Annotated in this window: 14 protein-coding genes; 11 read left to right on the forward strand and 3 right to left on the reverse strand. The window is 66.5% G+C overall.

All coding sequences use genetic code 11. The features are described from left to right. Positions 1-354 precede the first annotated feature (354 nt). Together ACPUER_RS02995 and pdxY are read right to left on the reverse strand one after the other, a co-directional pair. Positions 355-2,499: a phosphocholine-specific phospholipase C gene (locus tag ACPUER_RS02995; RefSeq protein ID WP_105390741.1), complete on the reverse strand. Its 2,145-nt coding sequence runs from the start codon at positions 2,497-2,499 to the stop codon at positions 355-357. A gap of 346 nt (positions 2,500-2,845) precedes the next feature. Continuing rightward, complete coding sequence (gene pdxY, locus ACPUER_RS03000; RefSeq protein WP_034183134.1) at positions 2,846-3,706, reverse strand: pyridoxal kinase PdxY; 861 nt, start codon at positions 3,704-3,706, stop codon at positions 2,846-2,848. A gap of 173 nt (positions 3,707-3,879) precedes the next feature. Here pdxY and ACPUER_RS03005 point away from each other — a divergent pair, with 173 nt between their 5' ends. Then, positions 3,880-4,941 (forward strand): alpha/beta fold hydrolase, encoded by a 1,062-nt coding sequence (locus ACPUER_RS03005; RefSeq protein WP_175962328.1) that lies wholly within the window; start codon positions 3,880-3,882, stop codon positions 4,939-4,941. 36 nt (positions 4,942-4,977) lie between these two features. On the opposite strand, the gene ACPUER_RS03010 is transcribed toward ACPUER_RS03005, so the two are convergent. Continuing rightward, on the reverse strand, positions 4,978-5,976 hold the full coding sequence (locus ACPUER_RS03010) for an LLM class flavin-dependent oxidoreductase (protein ID WP_310136902.1): 999 nt from the start codon (positions 5,974-5,976) through the stop codon (positions 4,978-4,980). A gap of 638 nt (positions 5,977-6,614) precedes the next feature. Here ACPUER_RS03010 and hpnI point away from each other — a divergent pair. The 10 genes from hpnI (at position 6,615) to ACPUER_RS03060 (ending at position 17,743) form a co-directional block, all read left to right on the forward strand. Beyond that, positions 6,615-7,790: a bacteriohopanetetrol glucosamine biosynthesis glycosyltransferase HpnI gene (gene hpnI / locus ACPUER_RS03015; RefSeq protein ID WP_310136901.1), complete on the forward strand. Its 1,176-nt coding sequence runs from the start codon at positions 6,615-6,617 to the stop codon at positions 7,788-7,790. 137 nt (positions 7,791-7,927) lie between these two features. Then, a complete protein-coding gene (gene hpnJ, locus ACPUER_RS03020) occupies positions 7,928-9,370 on the forward strand; it encodes a hopanoid biosynthesis associated radical SAM protein HpnJ (protein ID WP_310136899.1) in 1,443 nt (480 codons plus the stop codon). Between the two features lie 3 nt (positions 9,371-9,373). Next, a complete protein-coding gene (gene hpnK, locus ACPUER_RS03025; RefSeq protein WP_425130316.1) occupies positions 9,374-10,258 on the forward strand; it encodes a hopanoid biosynthesis-associated protein HpnK in 885 nt (294 codons plus the stop codon). Continuing rightward, entirely contained in the window at positions 10,255-11,307 is a 1,053-nt protein-coding gene (locus ACPUER_RS03030; protein WP_425130317.1) for an HpnL family protein, read from the forward strand. Before hpnK ends, ACPUER_RS03030 begins: the two co-directional genes overlap by 4 nt. Positions 11,308-11,394: 87 nt before the next feature. Further along, entirely contained in the window at positions 11,395-11,952 is a 558-nt protein-coding gene (locus ACPUER_RS03035) for a lipoprotein (protein ID WP_034183140.1), read from the forward strand. A gap of 269 nt (positions 11,953-12,221) precedes the next feature. Then, positions 12,222-12,911 (forward strand): ABC transporter permease, encoded by a 690-nt coding sequence (locus tag ACPUER_RS03040; RefSeq protein ID WP_175962333.1) that lies wholly within the window; start codon positions 12,222-12,224, stop codon positions 12,909-12,911. Then, positions 12,908-13,621, forward strand: a complete 714-nt coding sequence (locus ACPUER_RS03045) for an ABC transporter permease (protein ID WP_204426048.1) — start codon at positions 12,908-12,910, stop codon at positions 13,619-13,621. Before ACPUER_RS03040 ends, ACPUER_RS03045 begins: the two co-directional genes overlap by 4 nt. Before the next feature lie 21 nt (positions 13,622-13,642). Further along, a complete protein-coding gene (locus tag ACPUER_RS03050; RefSeq protein WP_175962334.1) occupies positions 13,643-14,443 on the forward strand; it encodes an ABC transporter ATP-binding protein in 801 nt (266 codons plus the stop codon). 22 nt (positions 14,444-14,465) lie between these two features. Further along, entirely contained in the window at positions 14,466-15,509 is a 1,044-nt protein-coding gene (locus ACPUER_RS03055) for a GlxA family transcriptional regulator (RefSeq protein WP_175962335.1), read from the forward strand. A gap of 1,001 nt (positions 15,510-16,510) precedes the next feature. Next, positions 16,511-17,743, forward strand: a complete 1,233-nt coding sequence (locus ACPUER_RS03060) for an aspartate aminotransferase family protein (protein WP_310136892.1) — start codon at positions 16,511-16,513, stop codon at positions 17,741-17,743. Positions 17,744-17,770 lie beyond the last annotated feature (27 nt).

Raw genomic sequence — 17,770 nt, forward strand, 5'->3', positions numbered from 1 at the left:
CGATACCTGCGAGTGGGTACCGCACGCGCTCGGGCGGGCCGGGCGCGTGCGACGGGCGGGCGGTTCGACCGCTTCTCGGAATCGGGCGGGGAGGTCGGCATCGTGATTCTCGGAAGATTCTCCCGTCAGGCTCCGCAAAGAGCCCCGATCGCTTCGATATATAGGTCGCCGATATGCACGGGTCTTGGCAATTTGCCGCGCATTCGGTGAGGATTTGCGCACAGCTTCCGCGCGTGCGGTGGCGGCCGGTATCGGGAGTTTCCCGTCGCGAACGGAACGGGCGGGGAGGGGGGGAGCGGGGCAGGGCTAAGACGCGGCACGGCCCGCCGGGGCCGCGCCGCGTGTGGGACACCGTCAGTCGGACAGCGCGTCCGATGCGGCTTCCGCGTCGCTGTGCGACGACGTCGTGCGGATCGCCGGGTCGCTCGTGCTCGGGCGGCCCGTCTCGACGTGGCCGGCGAAGCGGCGCTGGAAGCCGAGCGGCTTGCCGTCGCTGACGGTCAGGTCGTACCAGCCGTGGCTGCCGCGCAGGTCCCAGTAGTCGTCGACCCGCGCGCCCGGTGCGAGGTCGAACGTGCGCGCGTGGCCGTGGCCGTAAGCGTTCGTGACCTTGAGCCGCACGGCCTTGTGGCCGCGGTTCATCAGGCGCAGCGTGATGTTGCCGTTCGCGACGTCGTAGCCGTAGATCACCTCGGGGTTGACGCTCGCGGGGCCGACCGCCGACGCGGCGGGGCTGCGGAAGTGGCAGTAGAAGCCGTTCGGGCCGTACACGTCGAGGTCATACAGGCCGAGCGACGGCGCGGGGCTCCACGTGTCGGAGATCCGCTTGCCGGCGTCGACCGTGTAGGCCCACGGGCCGTCGACGCGGTTGCGCGCCTGGACCTGGAACGCCGCGCCGGCGGCGCCGGTGTTCGCGAAGGTCAGCCGGAACTGGCCGCTCGCGTTGTCGATCCGCCCGTGCACGAACAGTTCGTACGGCAGCGCGCGCGCCGGACGCAGGCCGTGCTCCTGCTTAGGCAGATGCTGGACGACCGGCGGCACCGGGATATAGTCGGGGTGACGATTGCGGTCGGGCGGCGCGTAGCCGGTCGTGTCCGGGAGTTGCGGCCAGCTTGCGTCGGGCGTCGAGAAGTCGAACGCGGACGTCAGGTTGCCGCACACCGTGCGGCGCCACGGCGACACATTGGCCGCGGTGACCGCATACTGCGCGCCGAACCGCGCCTCGATGAATTGCAGCAGCGACGTGTGATCGAAGGTCTGCGAGCAGACCCAGCCGCCCTTGGTCCACGGCGACACGACGAGCATCGGCACGCGCGGCCCGAGCCCATACGGGCCAGCCATGTGCGACGCGTCGCCGGCGAACACCTCGTTGGTCGTCTCGACGGTCGACAGCCCGTTGTCGCGCGATTGCGGCGCGAACGGCGGCGGCACGTGGTCGAAGAAACCGTCGTTTTCGTCGTACGTGATGAACAGCGCGGTCTTGCTCCACACGTCGGGATTCGACACGAGCGCCTTCAGCACCTGCTCGATGTACCACGCGCCGTAGTTCGCGGGCCAGTTCGGGTGCTCGGAATACGCTTCCGGCGCGCAGATCCACGACACCTGCGGCAGCGTGCCGTTCTTCACGTCCTGCTGCAGCACGTCGAACAGCGTGCCGCCCGCGCTGATGTTGGTGCCGGTGCGCGCCTTCTCATACAGCGGCGTGCCGGGCAGCGCGGTGCGGTACTGGTTGAAGTAGAGCAGCGCGTTGTCGCCGTAGTTGCCGATGTACGGGTTTTGCGTCCAGCCCCACGAGCCGTTCGCGTCGAGCCCCGTGCCGACGTCCTGGTAGATCTTCCACGACACGCCGGCCTGTTCGAGCACTTCCGGATAGGTCTTCCAGCCGTAGCCCTTTTCCTCGTTGCCGAGCACCGGGCCGCCGCCCGTGCCGTCGTTGCCGACGTAGCCCGTCCACATGTAGTAGCGGTTCGGGTCGGTCGAGCTCGGGATCGCGCAGTGGTACGCATCGCAGATCGTGAACGCGTCGGCGAGCTGGTAATGGAACGGGATGTCGTCGCGCTTCAGGTAAGCCATCGTCGTGGTGCCCTTGTTCGGCACCCACTGATCGTAGCGGCCCTTGTTCCACGCGGCGTGCATGTCCTGCCAGCCGTGCGGCAGGTCCTGCAGGAACTGCAGGCCGAGCTTGTCCGCGCCGGGGTGGAACGGCAGCAGCTCGGCCGGGCCGACCGGCTGGTGGAACACCGACTTGCCGTTCGCGAGACGCAGCGCGCGCGGGTCGCCGAAGCCGCGGACACCGCGCATCGTGCCGAAGTAGTGGTCGAACGAACGGTTCTCCTGCATCAGGATCACGATGTGTTCGATGTCGCGGATCGTGCCGGTGCGGCGGTTTGCGGGAATCGCAAGCGCATCGCGGATCACGGGCGGAAACAGGTTCAGCGCGGCGGCGCCGGCGGTGCCGGCGGCGACGCGCAGGAAGTCACGACGGTTCGATCGGGTCATGGTCGTTATCGTGCGGTAAAGAGGGGAGCCGATTGGCGGGACCTACGGGAAGGGCGCGTCCGGGTCGCAGGATGCGGCTGCGCGGGGGCGTGCCGACGCGAGCATAGCGAGGAATCGGTGTCATTCATGTGAAGTCCGGAATCGTTTGCACATGCATCGGGCCGGCATCGGGATGCGTATCGCCGGCGGTTATGGTGCAGCATGGAAAGCAGGAAAGCAGGAAAGCAGGAAAGCAGGAAAGCAGGAAAGCAGGAAAGCAGGAAAGCAGGAAAGCAGGAAAGCAGGAAAGCAGGAAAGCAGGGCGGCGCGCATGCGCGCCGGCGAAGCGGAGGTCGGTGCGGGCGCGTCAGGCGTCCGTCACCCACGCGCCGAACCATTCGCTCGGGCGTGCGATCTCGTCCTGCGCGGCGACGAGTTCGAGTTCGTAGCGGCGCGCATCGTAGGTGGCCTTCACGACCGCGTGCACGGCCGCGAGCGTATGCTCGAACGCGGCGCGCACGGAGTCGCCGCGCAGCCGGCGCGCGACGAACACCGCGCTGGTGAGGTCGCCGACGCCGACCGGATGGCGAGGAAATGCGTATAACGGACGCTGGCCGATCCACGCTTCGGTTTCAGTGACCGCGAGCATGTTGAAGCGGTCGGCCGGGCTGTTGCGGTCGTGCAGGTGCTTGACGAGGATGATCTGCGGGCCGCGGCGGATCAGCGCGCGGCACGCGTCGACGGCTTCGGCGACGGTCTCGATGCGCCGCCCGACGAGCTTTTGCAGTTCGGTGTGGTTCGGCGACATGCCGTCCGCGAGCGCGGGCACCTCCTGGACCATGAATTCCTCGACGCCGGGCTCGGGCCGGATGCCGCCCGTCTGGCCCATCGCCGGATCGCAGAAGTACCACGCGTCCGGATTCATCGCCTTCACCGTGCGGACGATCTCGACTGCCGCGCGCGCCTGCGGCGGCGAGCCGAGGAAGCCGGACAGCACGGCGTCGCAGCGCTTGAGCGCGCCGATCGCGGCGATCCCGTCGACGAGCTGCTCCATCTTCGCGGCATCGATCGCGCTGCCGGCCCAGTGGCCGTACTGCATGTGGTTCGACAACTGGACGGTATTGAGCGGCCAGACGTTGACGCCGAGGCGCTGCATCGGGAACACGGCCGCACTGTTGCCGGCATGGCCGTAGATGACGTGCGACTGAATGCTGAGGACGTTTTTCATGGGAATCCGCCTGCAGGCGTTCCAGGGTCACGTCACACGATACCCGAGTTCGTCGCGCACGCGGAAGTCGCGCGGCCACCGAGTGTTGCGCGCCGTCGTCAGCCGACCGCGTAGAATCGCGGGGCGCGGCGCCGTCCGGCTGCCCGCGTGCGTTTCCAATCACCGTGACCGCCATGCCTTCGATTTGCAAGATGTTGTCCGTCGCGCGCGCCGCCCTGCTCGGCGCCGGCGTTGCCTTCGCATGCGCGACCGCCGCCGCCGAGGCCGCTCCGGTGCCCGCCGGCAACGACGGGCCGGCGTACGGCCCGCGCCTGGAAGGCTTCACCTACCCGGAACCCCTGCACCGCTACGCGTTCGCGTCGCAGCGTGAAACCCTCGAGATGATTTACATGGACGTGCAGCCGGCGCACCCGAACGGCCGCACCGTCGTGCTGCTGCACGGCAAGAACTTCTGCGCGGGGACCTGGGAAGACACGATCGGCGTGCTGAGCCGCGCCGGCTATCGCGTGATTGCGCCGGACCAGATCGGCTTCTGCAAGTCGTCGAAACCCGATCGCTACCAGTACAGCTTCCAGCAGCTCGCGCGCAACACGCACGCGCTGCTGGAATCGATCGGCGTGAAATCGGCGACGATCGTCGGCCACTCGACGGGCGGGATGCTCGCGATGCGCTACGCGCTGATGTACCCGAAGGCGACCGACCAGCTCGTGCTCGTGAATCCGATCGGCCTGGAGGACTGGAAGGCGCTCGGCGTGCCGCCGCTGTCGGTCGACTACTGGTATGCGCGCGAGCTGAAGACGACGGCCGACGGCATCCGCCGCTACGAGCAGAGCACGTACTACGCGGGCAAGTGGTCGCCGTCGTACGAGCGCTGGGTGCAGATGCTCGCCGGGATGTATCGCGGCGCCGGCCGCGACGCGGTCGCGTGGAACTCCGCGCTGATCTACGACATGATCCTCACGCAGCCGGTGGTCTACGAACTCGGCGCGATCCGCGTGCCGACGCTGCTCATGATCGGCGACAAGGACACGACCGCGATCGGCAAGGATGTCGCGCCGCCCGACGTGCACGCGAAGCTCGGCCGCTATCCGGAACTCGCGAAGCGCACGCAGGCGGCGATCCCCGGCGCGCAGCTCGTCGAATTCCCGGCGCTCGGTCACGCACCGCAGATCCAGGATCCGGACGCATTCCACAAGGCGCTGCTCGACGCTCTGGAGGCCGCGCACCCGCAGTGATGCGGGGCGGGCCGCCGGCGGCGCGCGTTCGCGCCGTCAGCGCGTTTCGTTCGCGAGTTCGTCGCGGATCTGCGCGGCCAGTTCGAACGAGTGCAGCCGCGCGGCGTGATCGTAGATCTGCGCGGTGACGATCAATTCGTCCGCCCCCGTCTGCGCGATGCGATCGCGCAGCTTGTCGCGCACCGTGTCGCGCGAGCCGACCGCCGCGAACGACAGCGAATGCGCGACGTTCGCGAGTTCGAGCTCGTTCGCCTCGAGCACGTCGACGGGCGGCGGCAGCTTGCCCGGCGTGCCGCGCCGCAGGTTGATGAACTGCTGCTGCAGCGACGTGAACAGGCGCCGCGCCTCGTCGTCGGTATCGGCCGCGAACACGTTGACGCCGACCATCGCGTGCGGCTTCGGCCATGCGGCCGACGGCCGGTACTGCGCGCGGTAGATCTCGAGCGCGCGCATCAGGTAGTCCGGCGCGAAGTGCGACGCGAACGCGAACGGCAGCCCGAGCATCGCGGCGAGCTGCGCGCTGAACAGGCTCGAACCGAGCAGCCACACGGGCACGTCGAGCCCCGCGCCGGGCACCGCGCGCACGCGCTGGCCGGGCACCGGCTCCGCGAAATAGCGCAGCAGCTCGGCGACGTCGTCCGGAAACGAGTCGGCGCTGCCGATCAGGTCGCGGCGCAGCGCGCGCGACGTGGTCTGGTCGGTGCCGGGCGCGCGGCCGAGGCCGAGATCGATGCGCCCCGGATACAGCGACGCGAGCGTGCCGAACTGCTCGGCGATCACGAGCGGCGCGTGGTTCGGCAGCATGATGCCGCCGGACCCGACGCGGATCGTCTGCGTGGCGCCCGCGACATGGCCGATCACGACAGCGGTCGCCGCGCTCGCGATGCCGGGCATGTTGTGATGCTCGGCGAGCCAGTAGCGCTGGTAGCCCCAGCGTTCCGCGTGCTGCGCGAGATCGACGGTGTTGCGGAAAGCCTGCGAGGCGTCGGCGCCGGCCGGAATGGGGGCGAGATCGAGTACGGAAAACGGAGTCATCGGGTGGCCTTCGAAAGGGGCGCGCGGTGATGCGCTTACGCAACAAATGCCAAGGATTTTGCCAAAGGGTTCCGGAACGTGCTGGGCGCGCGCCGATACCCATGCGCGTCGCAGGGATGCAGGGTCGTATTCGATGATTGTTGCAAAAATCAATCCAATCGTTGGTTAATTACCAATCTTTACGGCAATTGGACGTGAATCCGCATCGACCGACAAATTTGCACGAAACGTTTGATTTTCAAGACTGCAATACGCCTGCAAAGTGCTTACGCTAACGTAAACGCGGTTGCGCCTGAATGGTTCGCCGGCCGCCCAGCTTTGCTGAAATTGCACCAGTCCGTTTCTCGTAGTGCCGAGCGCGGGGTGCCGCAGGCTGATAAAATCCGGCGCCTGCCCATGTTGTGCCGACGGTAGCCATTCGAGTCTTCCCGCATGCCCGTCCGGGCGTCGCGCGGAGATGCGCCATACGAAGCCGGGCATGGCAACACCCGAAGGCGGGTCGTGCCTCCCCCATATACAGACGCTGCTGGAACAAGGAGTCGGGTCGTGCCCGCGTTCGTCGCTGTCCGAATACCGCATCACGCTCAATCACGCTCAAGCGTTCGCCGTGGCGTTCAGGTCTCCGGGAGGCGTCGCGCATGACGCCGACCGCAACGCTGCTCGACTGGCTCCTGATCGCGTTCACGCTGGCCGCGGCCGGTTATGCGCTCGTCGCCGCGTTCGCGCCGCAGCCGCGCATGCCGCGCACGGCCGCGCGCGACGGCTACGAGCCGGTCAGCGTGCTCAAGCCGCTGTGCGGCGCGGAGCCGCACCTGTACGAAAACCTCGCGACCTTCTGCGAGCAGCGCCATCCGCGCCATGAAGTGCTGTTCGGCGTCGCGTCGGCGGCCGATCCGGCCATTGCCGTCGTCGAGCGGCTGCGTGCCGACTATCCCGAGTGCGACATCACGCTGGTGGTCGACTCGCGCGTGCACGGCAAGAACCTGAAGGTCAGCAACCTGATCAATCTCGCCGAGCGCGCGAAGTACGGCCGCATCGTGATCGCGGACAGCGACATCGCGGTGAAGCCCGATTATCTGGAGCGCGTGACGGCGCCGCTCGCCGACGTATCGGTCGGCGTCGTCACGTGCTTGTATCATGCGCGCAGCGTCGGCGGGTTCTGGACGCGGATCGGCGCGCAGTTCGTCGACGCCTGGTTCGCGCCGTCGGTGCGGATCACGCACCTCGGCCGCTCGAGCCGCTTCGGCTTCGGCGCGACGCTCGCGCTGACGCGCGACACGCTCGACCGGATCGGCGGCTTTCTCGCGCTGAAGGACGAGCTGGCCGACGATTTCTGGCTCGCCGAGCTGCCGCGCCGCCTCGGGCGGCGCACCGTGCTGTCGGAGGTCGACGTCGCGACCGACGTGATCGAGCCGTCGTTCGGGCCGCTGTGGCACCGCGAGACGCGCTGGCTGCGTACGATCCGGTCGCTGAACCCGGCCGGCTTCGCGTTCCTGTTCATCACATTTACCGCGCCGTGGCTCGCGATTGGCGCGGCGCTCGCGCTGCGTCTCGACGGAACCTTCGCCGGCACGCTGGCGGGCGCGGCGGCCGCCGTCGGCGCATTCGGGCGGCTCGTGCTGCACGCGCGCGGCGAGGACGGCTGGCGCGCGTTCTGGCGCGACCTGCCGCTCGTCGCGGTGCGCGACACGCTGCTCGCGCTCGAGTGGCTCGCGGCGGTGTTCGGCACGCACGTCGTGTGGCGCGGCGCAAGGATGACGGTCGTCGGCGGCGAACGCGCGACGGCGGCCGTGGAAGGGGTGGACGGCCGCTAGGGCCGCTCCCGGACGAACCCGGCCCGAGGGCCGAGACGCGCTGTGCGGCGAAGCCGCGCGGCGCGACATGACAGAGAGGCGGGCGCCGGCAGGGCGGCCCGCGGTTTTTTGACTGAATCGTTGAATCGAATCGAACTATGCAGGCTACCGGAGCATTCATGAAAACGCTGTTCTTGCAGGCCCCTTCGTATGACGGCTTCGACGGCGGAGCCGGCTCGCGCTATCAGGCGAAGCGCGAAATTCGTTCCTTCTGGTATCCGACGTGGCTCGCACAGCCGGCCGCGCTCGTGCCGGGCAGCCGCGTCGTCGACGCGCCGGCCGACGGCCTGTCGGTCGAGGAGACGCTGAAGATCGCGAACGACTACGATCTCGTGATCATCCACACGAGCACGCCGTCGTTCCCGACCGATGCGATGTTCGCGCAGGATCTCAAGAAGATGAAGCCGTCGATGCTGGTCGGCATGGTGGGCGCGAAGGTGATGGTCGATCCGCACAACTCGCTCACGGCAAGCGAGGCAATCGACTTCGTGTGTCGCGAGGAATTCGACTACACGTGCAAGGAAATCGCCGAAGGCAAGCCGTTCCCCGAGATCAAGGGCTTGAGCTGGCGCGCGAAGGACGGCTCGATCGAGCACAACGAAGCGCGTCCGATCCTCGAGAACATGGACGAACTGCCGTTCGTCGCGCCCGTCTACAAGCGCGACCTGAAGATCGACAACTACTTCATCGGCTACCTGAACTACCCGTACGTGTCGATCTACACGGGCCGCGGCTGCAAGTCGCGCTGCACGTTCTGCCTGTGGCCGCAGACGGTCAGCGGCCATCGCTACCGCACGCGCTCGGTCGAGAACGTGCTCGCGGAAGCGAAGTGGATCCGCGACAACATGCCGGAAGTGAAGGAACTGATGTTCGACGACGACACCTTCACCGACGACCTGCCGCGCGCCGAAGCCATCGCCATCGGTCTGGGCAAGCTCGGCATGACGTGGTCGTGCAACGCGAAGGCGAACGTGCCGTACAAGACGCTGAAGGTCATGAAGGAAAACGGCCTGCGCCTGCTGCTGGTCGGCTTCGAATCCGGCGACGACCAGATCCTCGTGAACATCAAGAAGGGCGTGCGCACGGATTTCGCGCGCCGCTTCAGCGCGGACTGCAAGAAGCTCGGCATCAAGATCCACGGCACCTTCATTCTCGGCCTGCCGGGCGAGACGCAGGAGACCATCAAGAAGACGATCGAGTACGCGAAGGAAATCAATCCGCACACGATCCAGGTTTCGCTCGCCGCGCCGTACCCGGGCACGACGCTCTACAAGCAGGCCGTGGAAAACGGCTGGATGGAAGAGAACAAGACCATCAACCTGGTGAGCAAGGAAGGCGTGCAGCTCGCGGCGATCGGCTATGCGCACCTGTCGCGCGACGAGATCTATCACCACCTCGAGCAGTTCTATCGCGAGTTCTACTTCCGTCCGTCGAAGATCTGGGAGATCGTCCGCGAGATGCTGACGAGCTGGGACATGATGAAGCGCCGCCTGCGCGAAGGCGTCGAGTTCTTCCGCTTCCTGCGCGCGCACGAGGCCTGATTCGTGGCGACGCAGCGGGCGGCGCGGGCGCTGATCTTCACCGCGGACGACTTCGGGCTGCACCCGCGCGTCAATGCGGCGGTCGAGCGTGCGCATCGCGACGGCGTGCTGAACGCCGCGAGCCTGATGGTCGGTGCGCCCGCCGCGCAGGATGCGATCGAACGCGCGCGGCGGCTGCCGTCGCTCGCGGTCGGCCTGCACCTCGTCCTCGCGGACGGGCCGGCCACGCTGCCCGCGCATGACATTCCCGCGCTCGTCGGCCCCGACGGGCGGTTCGGCGACGCGATGGCGAGGGACGGCTGCCGCTTCTTCTTCCTGCCGCACGTGCGTGCGCAACTGCGTCGCGAGATCCGCGCGCAGTTCGACGCGTTCGCGGCGAGCGGCCTGCCGCTCGACCACGTGAACGCACACAAGCATTTCCACCTGCATCCGACCGTGCTGTCGATGATCATCGAGATCGGCCGCGACTACGGGTTGCATGCGGTGCGGCTGCCGTACGAGGCGAGTGCGCCCGCGCTGCTCAAGCCGTGGATCGCGCTCGTGCGCGCACGGCTCGACCGCGCGGGGCTCGCGCACAACGACTACGTGGTCGGGATCGAACACACGGGCGCGATGGACGAGGCCGTGCTGCTCGACGCGCTCGCGACGCTGCCGTCGGGCGTCGGCGAGATCTACTGCCATCCGGCCGAGGCCGGCGACGGCCCGATCACGCCGACGATGGCCGGCTACCGTCCGGTGGACGAACTCGATGCGCTGCTGTCGCCGCGCGTCGCCGCCGCGCTGAAGGCGGCGGGCGTCGCGACCGGAGGCTTTGCCGACGTGTTCGGCCAGCGTGCGGCCAAGCGCGGCGCATATGCACCGCGCGCACCGGGAGCGCGACCGTCATGACCAGGTGGATCAAGTGGCTCGGCTGGCCGATCGGCATCGGCATCCTGCTCGCGCTGGGGCTGCACGAAGGCGTCGGCGACGTGTCGCAGATGCTCGCGCGCGCCGGTTACGCGCTGTTGTGGCTCGTGCCGTTCCACGCGCTGCCGCTGCTGCTCGACGCGTATGCGTGGCACCTGCTGCTCGAGCGGCGCAGCTCGCTGCCGTTCCTGTGGTGGATCGCGACCGTGCGCGAGGCCGTGAACCGGCTGCTGCCCGTGGTCGGGATCGGCGGCGAGCTGGTCGGCATCCGGCTCGCGCGCTGGCAGGTGCCCGACGCGAGCCGCGTGACGGCGTCGGTGATCGTCGAGGTGCTCGTGACGATCGTCGTCCAGTATGCGTTCGCGGCGCTCGGCCTCGTGCTGCTGCTTTCGACGACGCACGACATGGGCGGCGGCGCGATCGGCCTCGCGCTGCTGCTGACGATGCCGTTGCCCGTGCTCGGCGTCGTGCTGATGCGGCGCGGCGGCATCTTCCACGCGATCGAGCGTTTCGCGGGCCGCCTGCTCGGCGATTCGCACCGGCTGCTGCAGGGCGTCGACGGCCGCCGGCTCGACGCCGACATCGACGGGCTGATGTCGCGCACGGGCCTGCTGTTCAGCGCATTCTTCTGGCAGCTGGCCGGCTACGTGCTCGGCGCGCTCGAGATCTACTGGGCGCTCGCGCTGCTCGGCCATCCGGTGTCGATCGGCGGTGCGATCGCGATCGAGGCGATGACGCAGGCCGTGCGGCATGCGGCGTTCATGGTGCCGGGTGGCCTCGGCGTGCAGGAGGCGACCGTCGTGCTGCTCGCGCAGATGTTCGGCGTCGATCGCGAGACGGCGCTGTCGCTCGCGCTGGTCAAGCGCGGCCGCGAGGTGCTGTTCGGCTGCATGGCGCTCGGTTCGTGGCAGCTCGCCGAACTCGTGCGCACGCGCCGCCGCATCAACGACGCGCCGCCGGCCGGGCCGCGCGGGCCGCATCCGGCGAGCCGCACGCCCGAAACCGAAGCTGAAACCGAAACGACGCATTGAACACGAGACGGGCCGCGCGCCCGTCTCGCGCTTTTGGCGTCGTGCGGGTATGCTTGCCGCGTGTTTTCTCGACGCGCATTTCTTCCGATGATTTTCCGTTTCCGGCTGCTTCCCGTGACGATGCTGGCCGCCGCGCTGGCGCTGACCGGCTGCGACGACAAGCAAGGTAACCTCGACGTGCAACGCATCAGGGACTTCTTCAACGCGATCAAGCCCGCGCCGCTGCTGCTGAAGGGGCTGAAGGTCGGCGAATCGACCGAGGCCGACGTGCGCGGCACGATGGGCAAGCCCGAGACCGAGCGCGTGTTCACCGACGGCTCGAAGCGTCTCGAATATCCGCGCGGCCCGATGGGCAACCAGACGTGGTTCGTCGATCTCGATGCGAGCGGCCGCTACACGGGCGCGACGCAGGTGCTGACCGCAGAGAATTTCGCGAAGGTGCGCCCCGGGATGAATGAGGACGAGGTGCGCCGCCTGCTCGGCAAGCCCGGCGACATCGCGCAGTATCCGCTGAAGCCCGAGACGGTCTGGAGCTGGCGCTGGCTCGAGGACGGCGTCAACACCGACGCATTCTTCAACGTCCATTTCGGCCCGGACGGGCTTGTCTATACGACTTCGCGCTCCGACATCCTGAAGGGGCGGTGAGCCGGCCCGCGTTCGGCGCTATATCGAAAAAGCGACCGGAAAATTGCAAAAAGTCCGCTTCCCTGCGTGTCATCCGACTGTCAGGAAGCGGCTTTTTTCCTTTTGAAACAGCGGTGTAGGCCGAGTTGCAAATGGCGGGACGGGTTGCTGCGGCGCAGCAATTGCGCACAAGGTGATTTGAGGCAAACAATTTCGCTTGCGACTATCCGCGTCAGCCCGGCGCGGGACAGGCATTCGCGTCGGCATCCATTCCAACTCTGGAGACGCGCGTGTTCCTTTACGGCTTTGGTCCTGTCCTCTGGGCCGGCACCGTGCAGACCATCGAGCTGTCGGTGCTGTCGCTCGCCACTGCGGTGGCGCTGGGGCTGATCGGCGCGGTGGCGAAGCTGTCGCACAACCGGGTGCTGCGAGCGATCGCGACCGGTTATACGACGCTGATCCGCTCGGTGCCCGATCTCGTGCTGATGCTGCTGCTGTTCTACAGCATCCAGATCTGGCTGAACCAGTTCACCGACCTCGTCGGCTGGAACCAGATCGACATCGATCCGTTCGTGGCCGGCGTGCTGACGCTCGGCTTCATCTACGGCGCGTACTTCACCGAGACCTTTCGCGGTGCGTTCCTGTCGGTGCCGCGCGGCCAGCTCGAAGCCGGCGCGGCGTACGGGATGAGCGGGATGCGCGTGTTCGTGCGGATCATGTTTCCGCAGATGATGCGCTTCGCGCTGCCGGGCATCGGCAACAACTGGCAGGTGCTCGTGAAGGCGACCGCGCTGGTGTCGATCATCGGCCTCGCGGACGTCGTGAAGGCCGCGCAGGACGCCGGCAAGAGCACGTTCAACATGTTCTTCTTCATCCTCATTGCGGCGCTGATCTACCTCGCGATCACGACCGTTTCCAACCTCGTGCTGATCCAGCTCGAGAAGCGTTATTCCATGGGCGTGCGGCACGCAGAACTATGATCGAGATCCTCCAGGAATTCGGCAAGGCGTTCCTTTTCTGGGACGGCCAGCGCCTCTCCGGCCTTGCGGTGACGCTGTGGCTGCTCGTCGCGTCGATTTCGCTCGGCTTCGTGTGCGCGGTGCCGCTCGCGGTCGCGCGCGTGTCGAAGAAGAAGTGGGTGTCGATGCCCGTGCGGTTCTACACGTATGTGTTCCGCGGCACGCCGCTCTACGTGCAGTTGCTGCTGATGTACACGGGCATGTACAGCCTCGAGTTCGTGCGATCGCATTCGCTGCTCGACGCGTTCTTCCGCAGCGGCTTCAACTGCGCGATTCTCGCGTTCGCGCTGAACACCTGCGCGTACACGACCGAGATCTTCGCGGGGGCGATCCGCGCGATTCCGCACGGCGAGGTCGAGGCTGCGCGGGCGTACGGGATGACGCCGTTCACGATGTACCGCCGCGTGATCCTGCCGTCGGCGCTGCGTCGCGCGCTGCCGCTGTACAGCAACGAGGTGATCCTGATGCTGCACGCGACGACCGTCGCGTTCACGGCGACCGTGCCGGACATCCTGAAGGTCGCGCGCGACGCGAATTCCGCGACCTACATGGCGTTCCAGTCGTTCGGAATCGCCGCGCTGATCTATCTTGCGGTATCTTTCGCACTCGTCGCGGCGTTTCGCCGCGCGGAGCGCCACTGGCTCGCGTATCTCGCGGCCGGCCGTCATTGATTTCACTTCGAGGAGAGCCAGATGGCCGAGATCACTCAAACGAGCGCTTCCGCTTCCACCAAGCTTGCGGCGGTCGACATCCACAAGCGCTATGGCGACAACGAGGTGCTCAAGGGCGTGTCGCTGAACGCGAAGGCCGGTGACGTCATCAGCATCATCGGCGCGAGCGGTTCGGGCAAGAGCACGTTCCTGCGCTGCATCAATTTCCTCGAGCGGCCGAATGCGGGGCAGATCGTCGTCGACGGCGAGACCGTCCGCACGAAGACCGACCGCACCGGTGCGCTCGAAGTCGCCGATCACAAGCAGCTTCAGCGTATCCGCACGAAGCTCGCGATGGTGTTCCAGCACTTCAATCTGTGGGCGCACATGAACGTGCTCGAGAACGTGATGGAAGCGCCCGTACATGTGCTCGGCATCCCGAAGAAGGAAGCCGAGGATCGCGCGCGCGCGTATCTCGAGAAGGTCGGCCTCGCACCGCGCGTCGAGAAGCAGTATCCGTCGCACCTGTCGGGCGGCCAGCAGCAGCGTGTCGCGATCGCGCGTGCGCTCGCGATGCATCCGGACGTGATGCTGTTCGACGAGCCGACGTCGGCGCTCGACCCGGAGCTGGTGGGCGAAGTGCTGAAGGTGATGCAGAAGCTTGCCGAGGAAGGCCGCACGATGATCGTCGTCACGCACGAGATGGGGTTCGCGCGCAACGTGTCGAATCATGTGATGTTCCTGCATCAGGGGCGGACCGAGGAAGAGGGCGATCCGAAGGAAGTGCTGGTGCGCCCGCAGAGCGAGCGTCTCAAGCAGTTCCTGTCGGGCAGCCTCAAGTAACGCGACAGGGCAGGTTTCATACGTGGTACCGGTGTCTCGTCCCGCAGGCGCCACCCGCACGACGCAGGTGGTGATCGTTGCATTGCCGCCCGTGTCGATGTCGGGCGTGGGCCCGATCGTCGATGCGCTGAATCTTGCGAACGAGATCGACGGGCGGCTGCTGTATCGCTGGCAGGTATGTTCGTGGGACGGGCGGCCCGTGCCGCTCGCGGGCGGCGCGCAATGGCATGCCGATGCGGCGTTCAACGATGCGATCGCGTGCGACTGGCTGATCGTCGTGACCGAGCGGTTTCAGCAGTTTGCCGATTACCGGCTGTTTCTCGCGAGTCTTGCGCGGGTCGGGCAGCGTACGCCGCTCGTGACCGGCATTCATCACGGTGTGTGGTGGCTTGCGATGGCCGGGCAGCTTTCCGGTTATCGCGTGAGCGTGAACTGGGAGACGTATCAACAGTTTGCCGAGCAGTTCGAGCGGTCGATCGTCACGCAGCAGATCTTCGAGATCGATCGGGACCGCGCGACGTGCGCGGGCGGGCAGGCTACCGTGGATTTCATGCTGGCGATGATCGGCCGGGAACATGGGCCCGATCTCGGCGAGCGGATTGCCGATGCGCTTGGTGCGGGGACGTTGAGGAGTGGCGAGGAACGTCAGCGGATTCCTTTCGTTACCGCGCCCGGCGAGCGGCATCCGCGGCTGAACGATGCGTTGCTGTTGATGGAAGCCAATGTCGAGGATCCTTTGACTACCGATGAGATCGCCGAACTCGTCGGCGTGTCGAGGCGGCAGCTCGAGCGGCTCTTTCGACAGTATCTCGGGGCGATGCCCTCGAAGTATTACCTCAATCTGCGGCTGCTCAAGGCAAGGACGCAGTTGCAGCGCACGAGCAAATCGGTCGTGCAGGTTAGTCTTGCCTGTGGGTTTTCTTCTGCCGCGCATTTTTCCAATGCCTATCGCGAGAGGTTCGGGGTGACGCCTCGGGAAGATCGGCGAGCGTGGCTCGAAAAGCAGACTGGCGGCGGTGCGGAGCCTCGGGGCGGCGCGCTTGTTGAGCGCGATGGGAAGGAGTGAGTTTTGGGTGGTTTGCTTGCGGTTTTCGTGAAGCACCTGTGATCGTGTCGGTCTATTAGCGTCGCCCCTGCGCGGGGCGGCGGTTACTTTTCTTTGTCTTGCCAAAGAAAAGTAACCAAAAGAAAGGCGCTCGGAAAACGCATGACTTCCCGGTGCCGTGGCCGTCAGAGTGGATCGCGCAAAAGTGTCCGCGCCAGTCAGGAGACCGGAGCGGTTCGAGCAATGGTTCTGACGCGCCACACCACCCCACAGAGCGGTATACCGCCCGCCAGCTCCATCCTCGCTTCGCTCGGCTGCAAGGTACTTCAGGTCGTGCGGCTTGCGCTCATGTGCTTCCAACCGCGAAGCGTTGCCGGGGCCGACATTCCGGTCACTCATACCATTCGTGCGACCGGGCCGGTTGCCTGCCATCAATGCCCAACTGCGGGGGCGCGCGTTTCCGCGTTCGTTGAGTGCGTCCCTTTTTCTGCAAGGGAGAGGTGCGCATCACGTGCGTAACGAGTTTGGGGCGTGGATTATTTCGATTGTTCTGCTCGAGGGATGTGTACCTGTCGGCCGAGCGAAGCGAGGGCGGAGCTTGCGGGCGGTATACCGCTCTGTTGGGTAGTGAGTGGTGTCAGAACCATTGCTCGAACCACTCCGGTCTCCTGACTGGCGCGGACACTTAGGCGAGGGCCACTCTGATGACCATGGCACCGGGAAGTCATGCGTTTTCCGAGCGCCTTTCTTTTGGTTACTTTTCTTTGGCAAGACAAAGAAAAGTAACCGCCGCCCCGCGCAGGGGCGACGCTAATAGACCGACACGATCACAGGTGCTTCACGAAAACCGCCGGCCGACCACCCAAAAGCCGCAACCAAAAACACCAACCCCCGCCGGGAGGGCAAAATAAAGCGAACTATCCGCTTCCGATAGAACCCGTCGCAATTCCGCAAGACGCTTGCGTCACCCTTACCTAAACTTGATCCTGTTGAACCCTCTTACGAAACCGAAAGGAACGACCATGACGACCTCGACCGTGACCCGCCAGACATTCGACGAAGTGATGGTGCCGGTATTTTCCCCCGCCCCGTTCGTGCCGGATCGCGCAGAGGGCTCCCGCGTGTGGGACACGGCCGGCCGCGAGTACATCGATTTCGCGTGCGGCATCGCGGTGACGTCGCTCGGCCACGGCCACCCGGAACTGCTGAAAGTCCTGGACGAACAAGGCCGCAAGCTCTGGCACATCGGCAACGGCTACACGAACGAGCCGGTGCTGCGCCTCGCGAAACGCCTCGAATCGCTGACCTTCGCCGATCGCGCATTCTTTGCGAACTCGGGCGCGGAAGCGAACGAAGCCGCACTGAAGCTCGCACGCCGCGTCGCGTTCGATCGCCACGGCGCCGACAAATTCGAAATCATCTCGTTCGTGCAGTCGTTCCACGGCCGCACGTTCTTCACGGTCAGCGTCGGCGGCCAGCCGAAGTACTCGGAAGGCTTCGGCCCCGTGCCGGCCGGCATCAAGCACCTGCCGTACAACGACATCGAAGCCGCGAAGGCGGCGATCGGCCCGCAAACCTGCGCGGTGATCGTCGAGCCCGTGCAGGGCGAAGGCGGCGTGATCCCGGCCGATCCGGCCTTCCTGAAGGCGCTGCGCGAAGCGTGCGACGCCAACAACGCACTGCTGATTTTCGATGAAGTGCAAACGGGCGTCGGCCGCACGGGCCAGTTCTACGCGTACATGGACACGGGCGTCACGCCGGACATCCTGACGACCGCCAAGGCGCTCGGCAACGGCTTCCCGATCGGCGCGATGCTGACGACGAACGAACTGGCCGCGCACTTCAAGGTCGGCGTGCACGGCACGACGTACGGCGGCAACCCGCTCGCATCGGCGATCGCCGACAAGGTCGTCGAACTAATCGGCGACCCGGCACTGCTCGAAGGCGTGCGCGAACGCAGCGTGCGCCTGAAGGGCGCACTCGAACGCATCAACGCACGCTTCGGCATCTTCAAGGACATCCGCGGCAAGGGCCTGCTCGTCGGCGCGGAACTCACCGCCGCGTTCGACGGCCGCGCGAAGGACTTCGTCACCGCCGCCGCCGAGAACGGCCTGATCATGCTGATCGCCGGCCCGAACGTGCTGCGCTTCGTCCCGTCGCTGGTGATCCCGTTCGATCTGCTCGACGAAGGCGTCAAGCGCTTCGAGAAGGCGGTCGAACAAGTGCTCGCCGCACAGGAAGCCACCGCGCGCTGATCGGCGCACCCATCGCAGACAGGAACG

The sequence above is a fragment of the Burkholderia sp. DN3021 genome (assembly GCF_049805555.1).
Classification (GTDB): domain Bacteria; phylum Pseudomonadota; class Gammaproteobacteria; order Burkholderiales; family Burkholderiaceae; genus Burkholderia; species Burkholderia pyrrocinia_C.

Bases quoted from the DNA above. Each gene is read 5' to 3' on its own strand.
- ACPUER_RS02995 (WP_105390741.1), bottom strand. From the start codon at position 2,499: ATGACCCGATCGAACCGTCGTGACTTCCTGCGCGTCGCCGCCGGCACC.
- pdxY (WP_034183134.1), bottom strand. From the start codon at position 3,706: ATGAAAAACGTCCTCAGCATTCAGTCGCACGTCATCTACGGCCATGCC.
- ACPUER_RS03005 (WP_175962328.1), top strand. From the start codon at position 3,880: ATGCCTTCGATTTGCAAGATGTTGTCCGTCGCGCGCGCCGCCCTGCTC.
- ACPUER_RS03010 (WP_310136902.1), bottom strand. From the start codon at position 5,976: ATGACTCCGTTTTCCGTACTCGATCTCGCCCCCATTCCGGCCGGCGCC.
- hpnI (WP_310136901.1), top strand. From the start codon at position 6,615: ATGACGCCGACCGCAACGCTGCTCGACTGGCTCCTGATCGCGTTCACG.
- hpnJ (WP_310136899.1), top strand. From the start codon at position 7,928: ATGCAGGCTACCGGAGCATTCATGAAAACGCTGTTCTTGCAGGCCCCT.
- ACPUER_RS03030 (WP_425130317.1), top strand. From the start codon at position 10,255: ATGACCAGGTGGATCAAGTGGCTCGGCTGGCCGATCGGCATCGGCATC.
- ACPUER_RS03035 (WP_034183140.1), top strand. From the start codon at position 11,395: ATGATTTTCCGTTTCCGGCTGCTTCCCGTGACGATGCTGGCCGCCGCG.
- ACPUER_RS03045 (WP_204426048.1), top strand. From the start codon at position 12,908: ATGATCGAGATCCTCCAGGAATTCGGCAAGGCGTTCCTTTTCTGGGAC.
- ACPUER_RS03050 (WP_175962334.1), top strand. From the start codon at position 13,643: ATGGCCGAGATCACTCAAACGAGCGCTTCCGCTTCCACCAAGCTTGCG.
- ACPUER_RS03060 (WP_310136892.1), top strand. From the start codon at position 16,511: ATGACGACCTCGACCGTGACCCGCCAGACATTCGACGAAGTGATGGTG.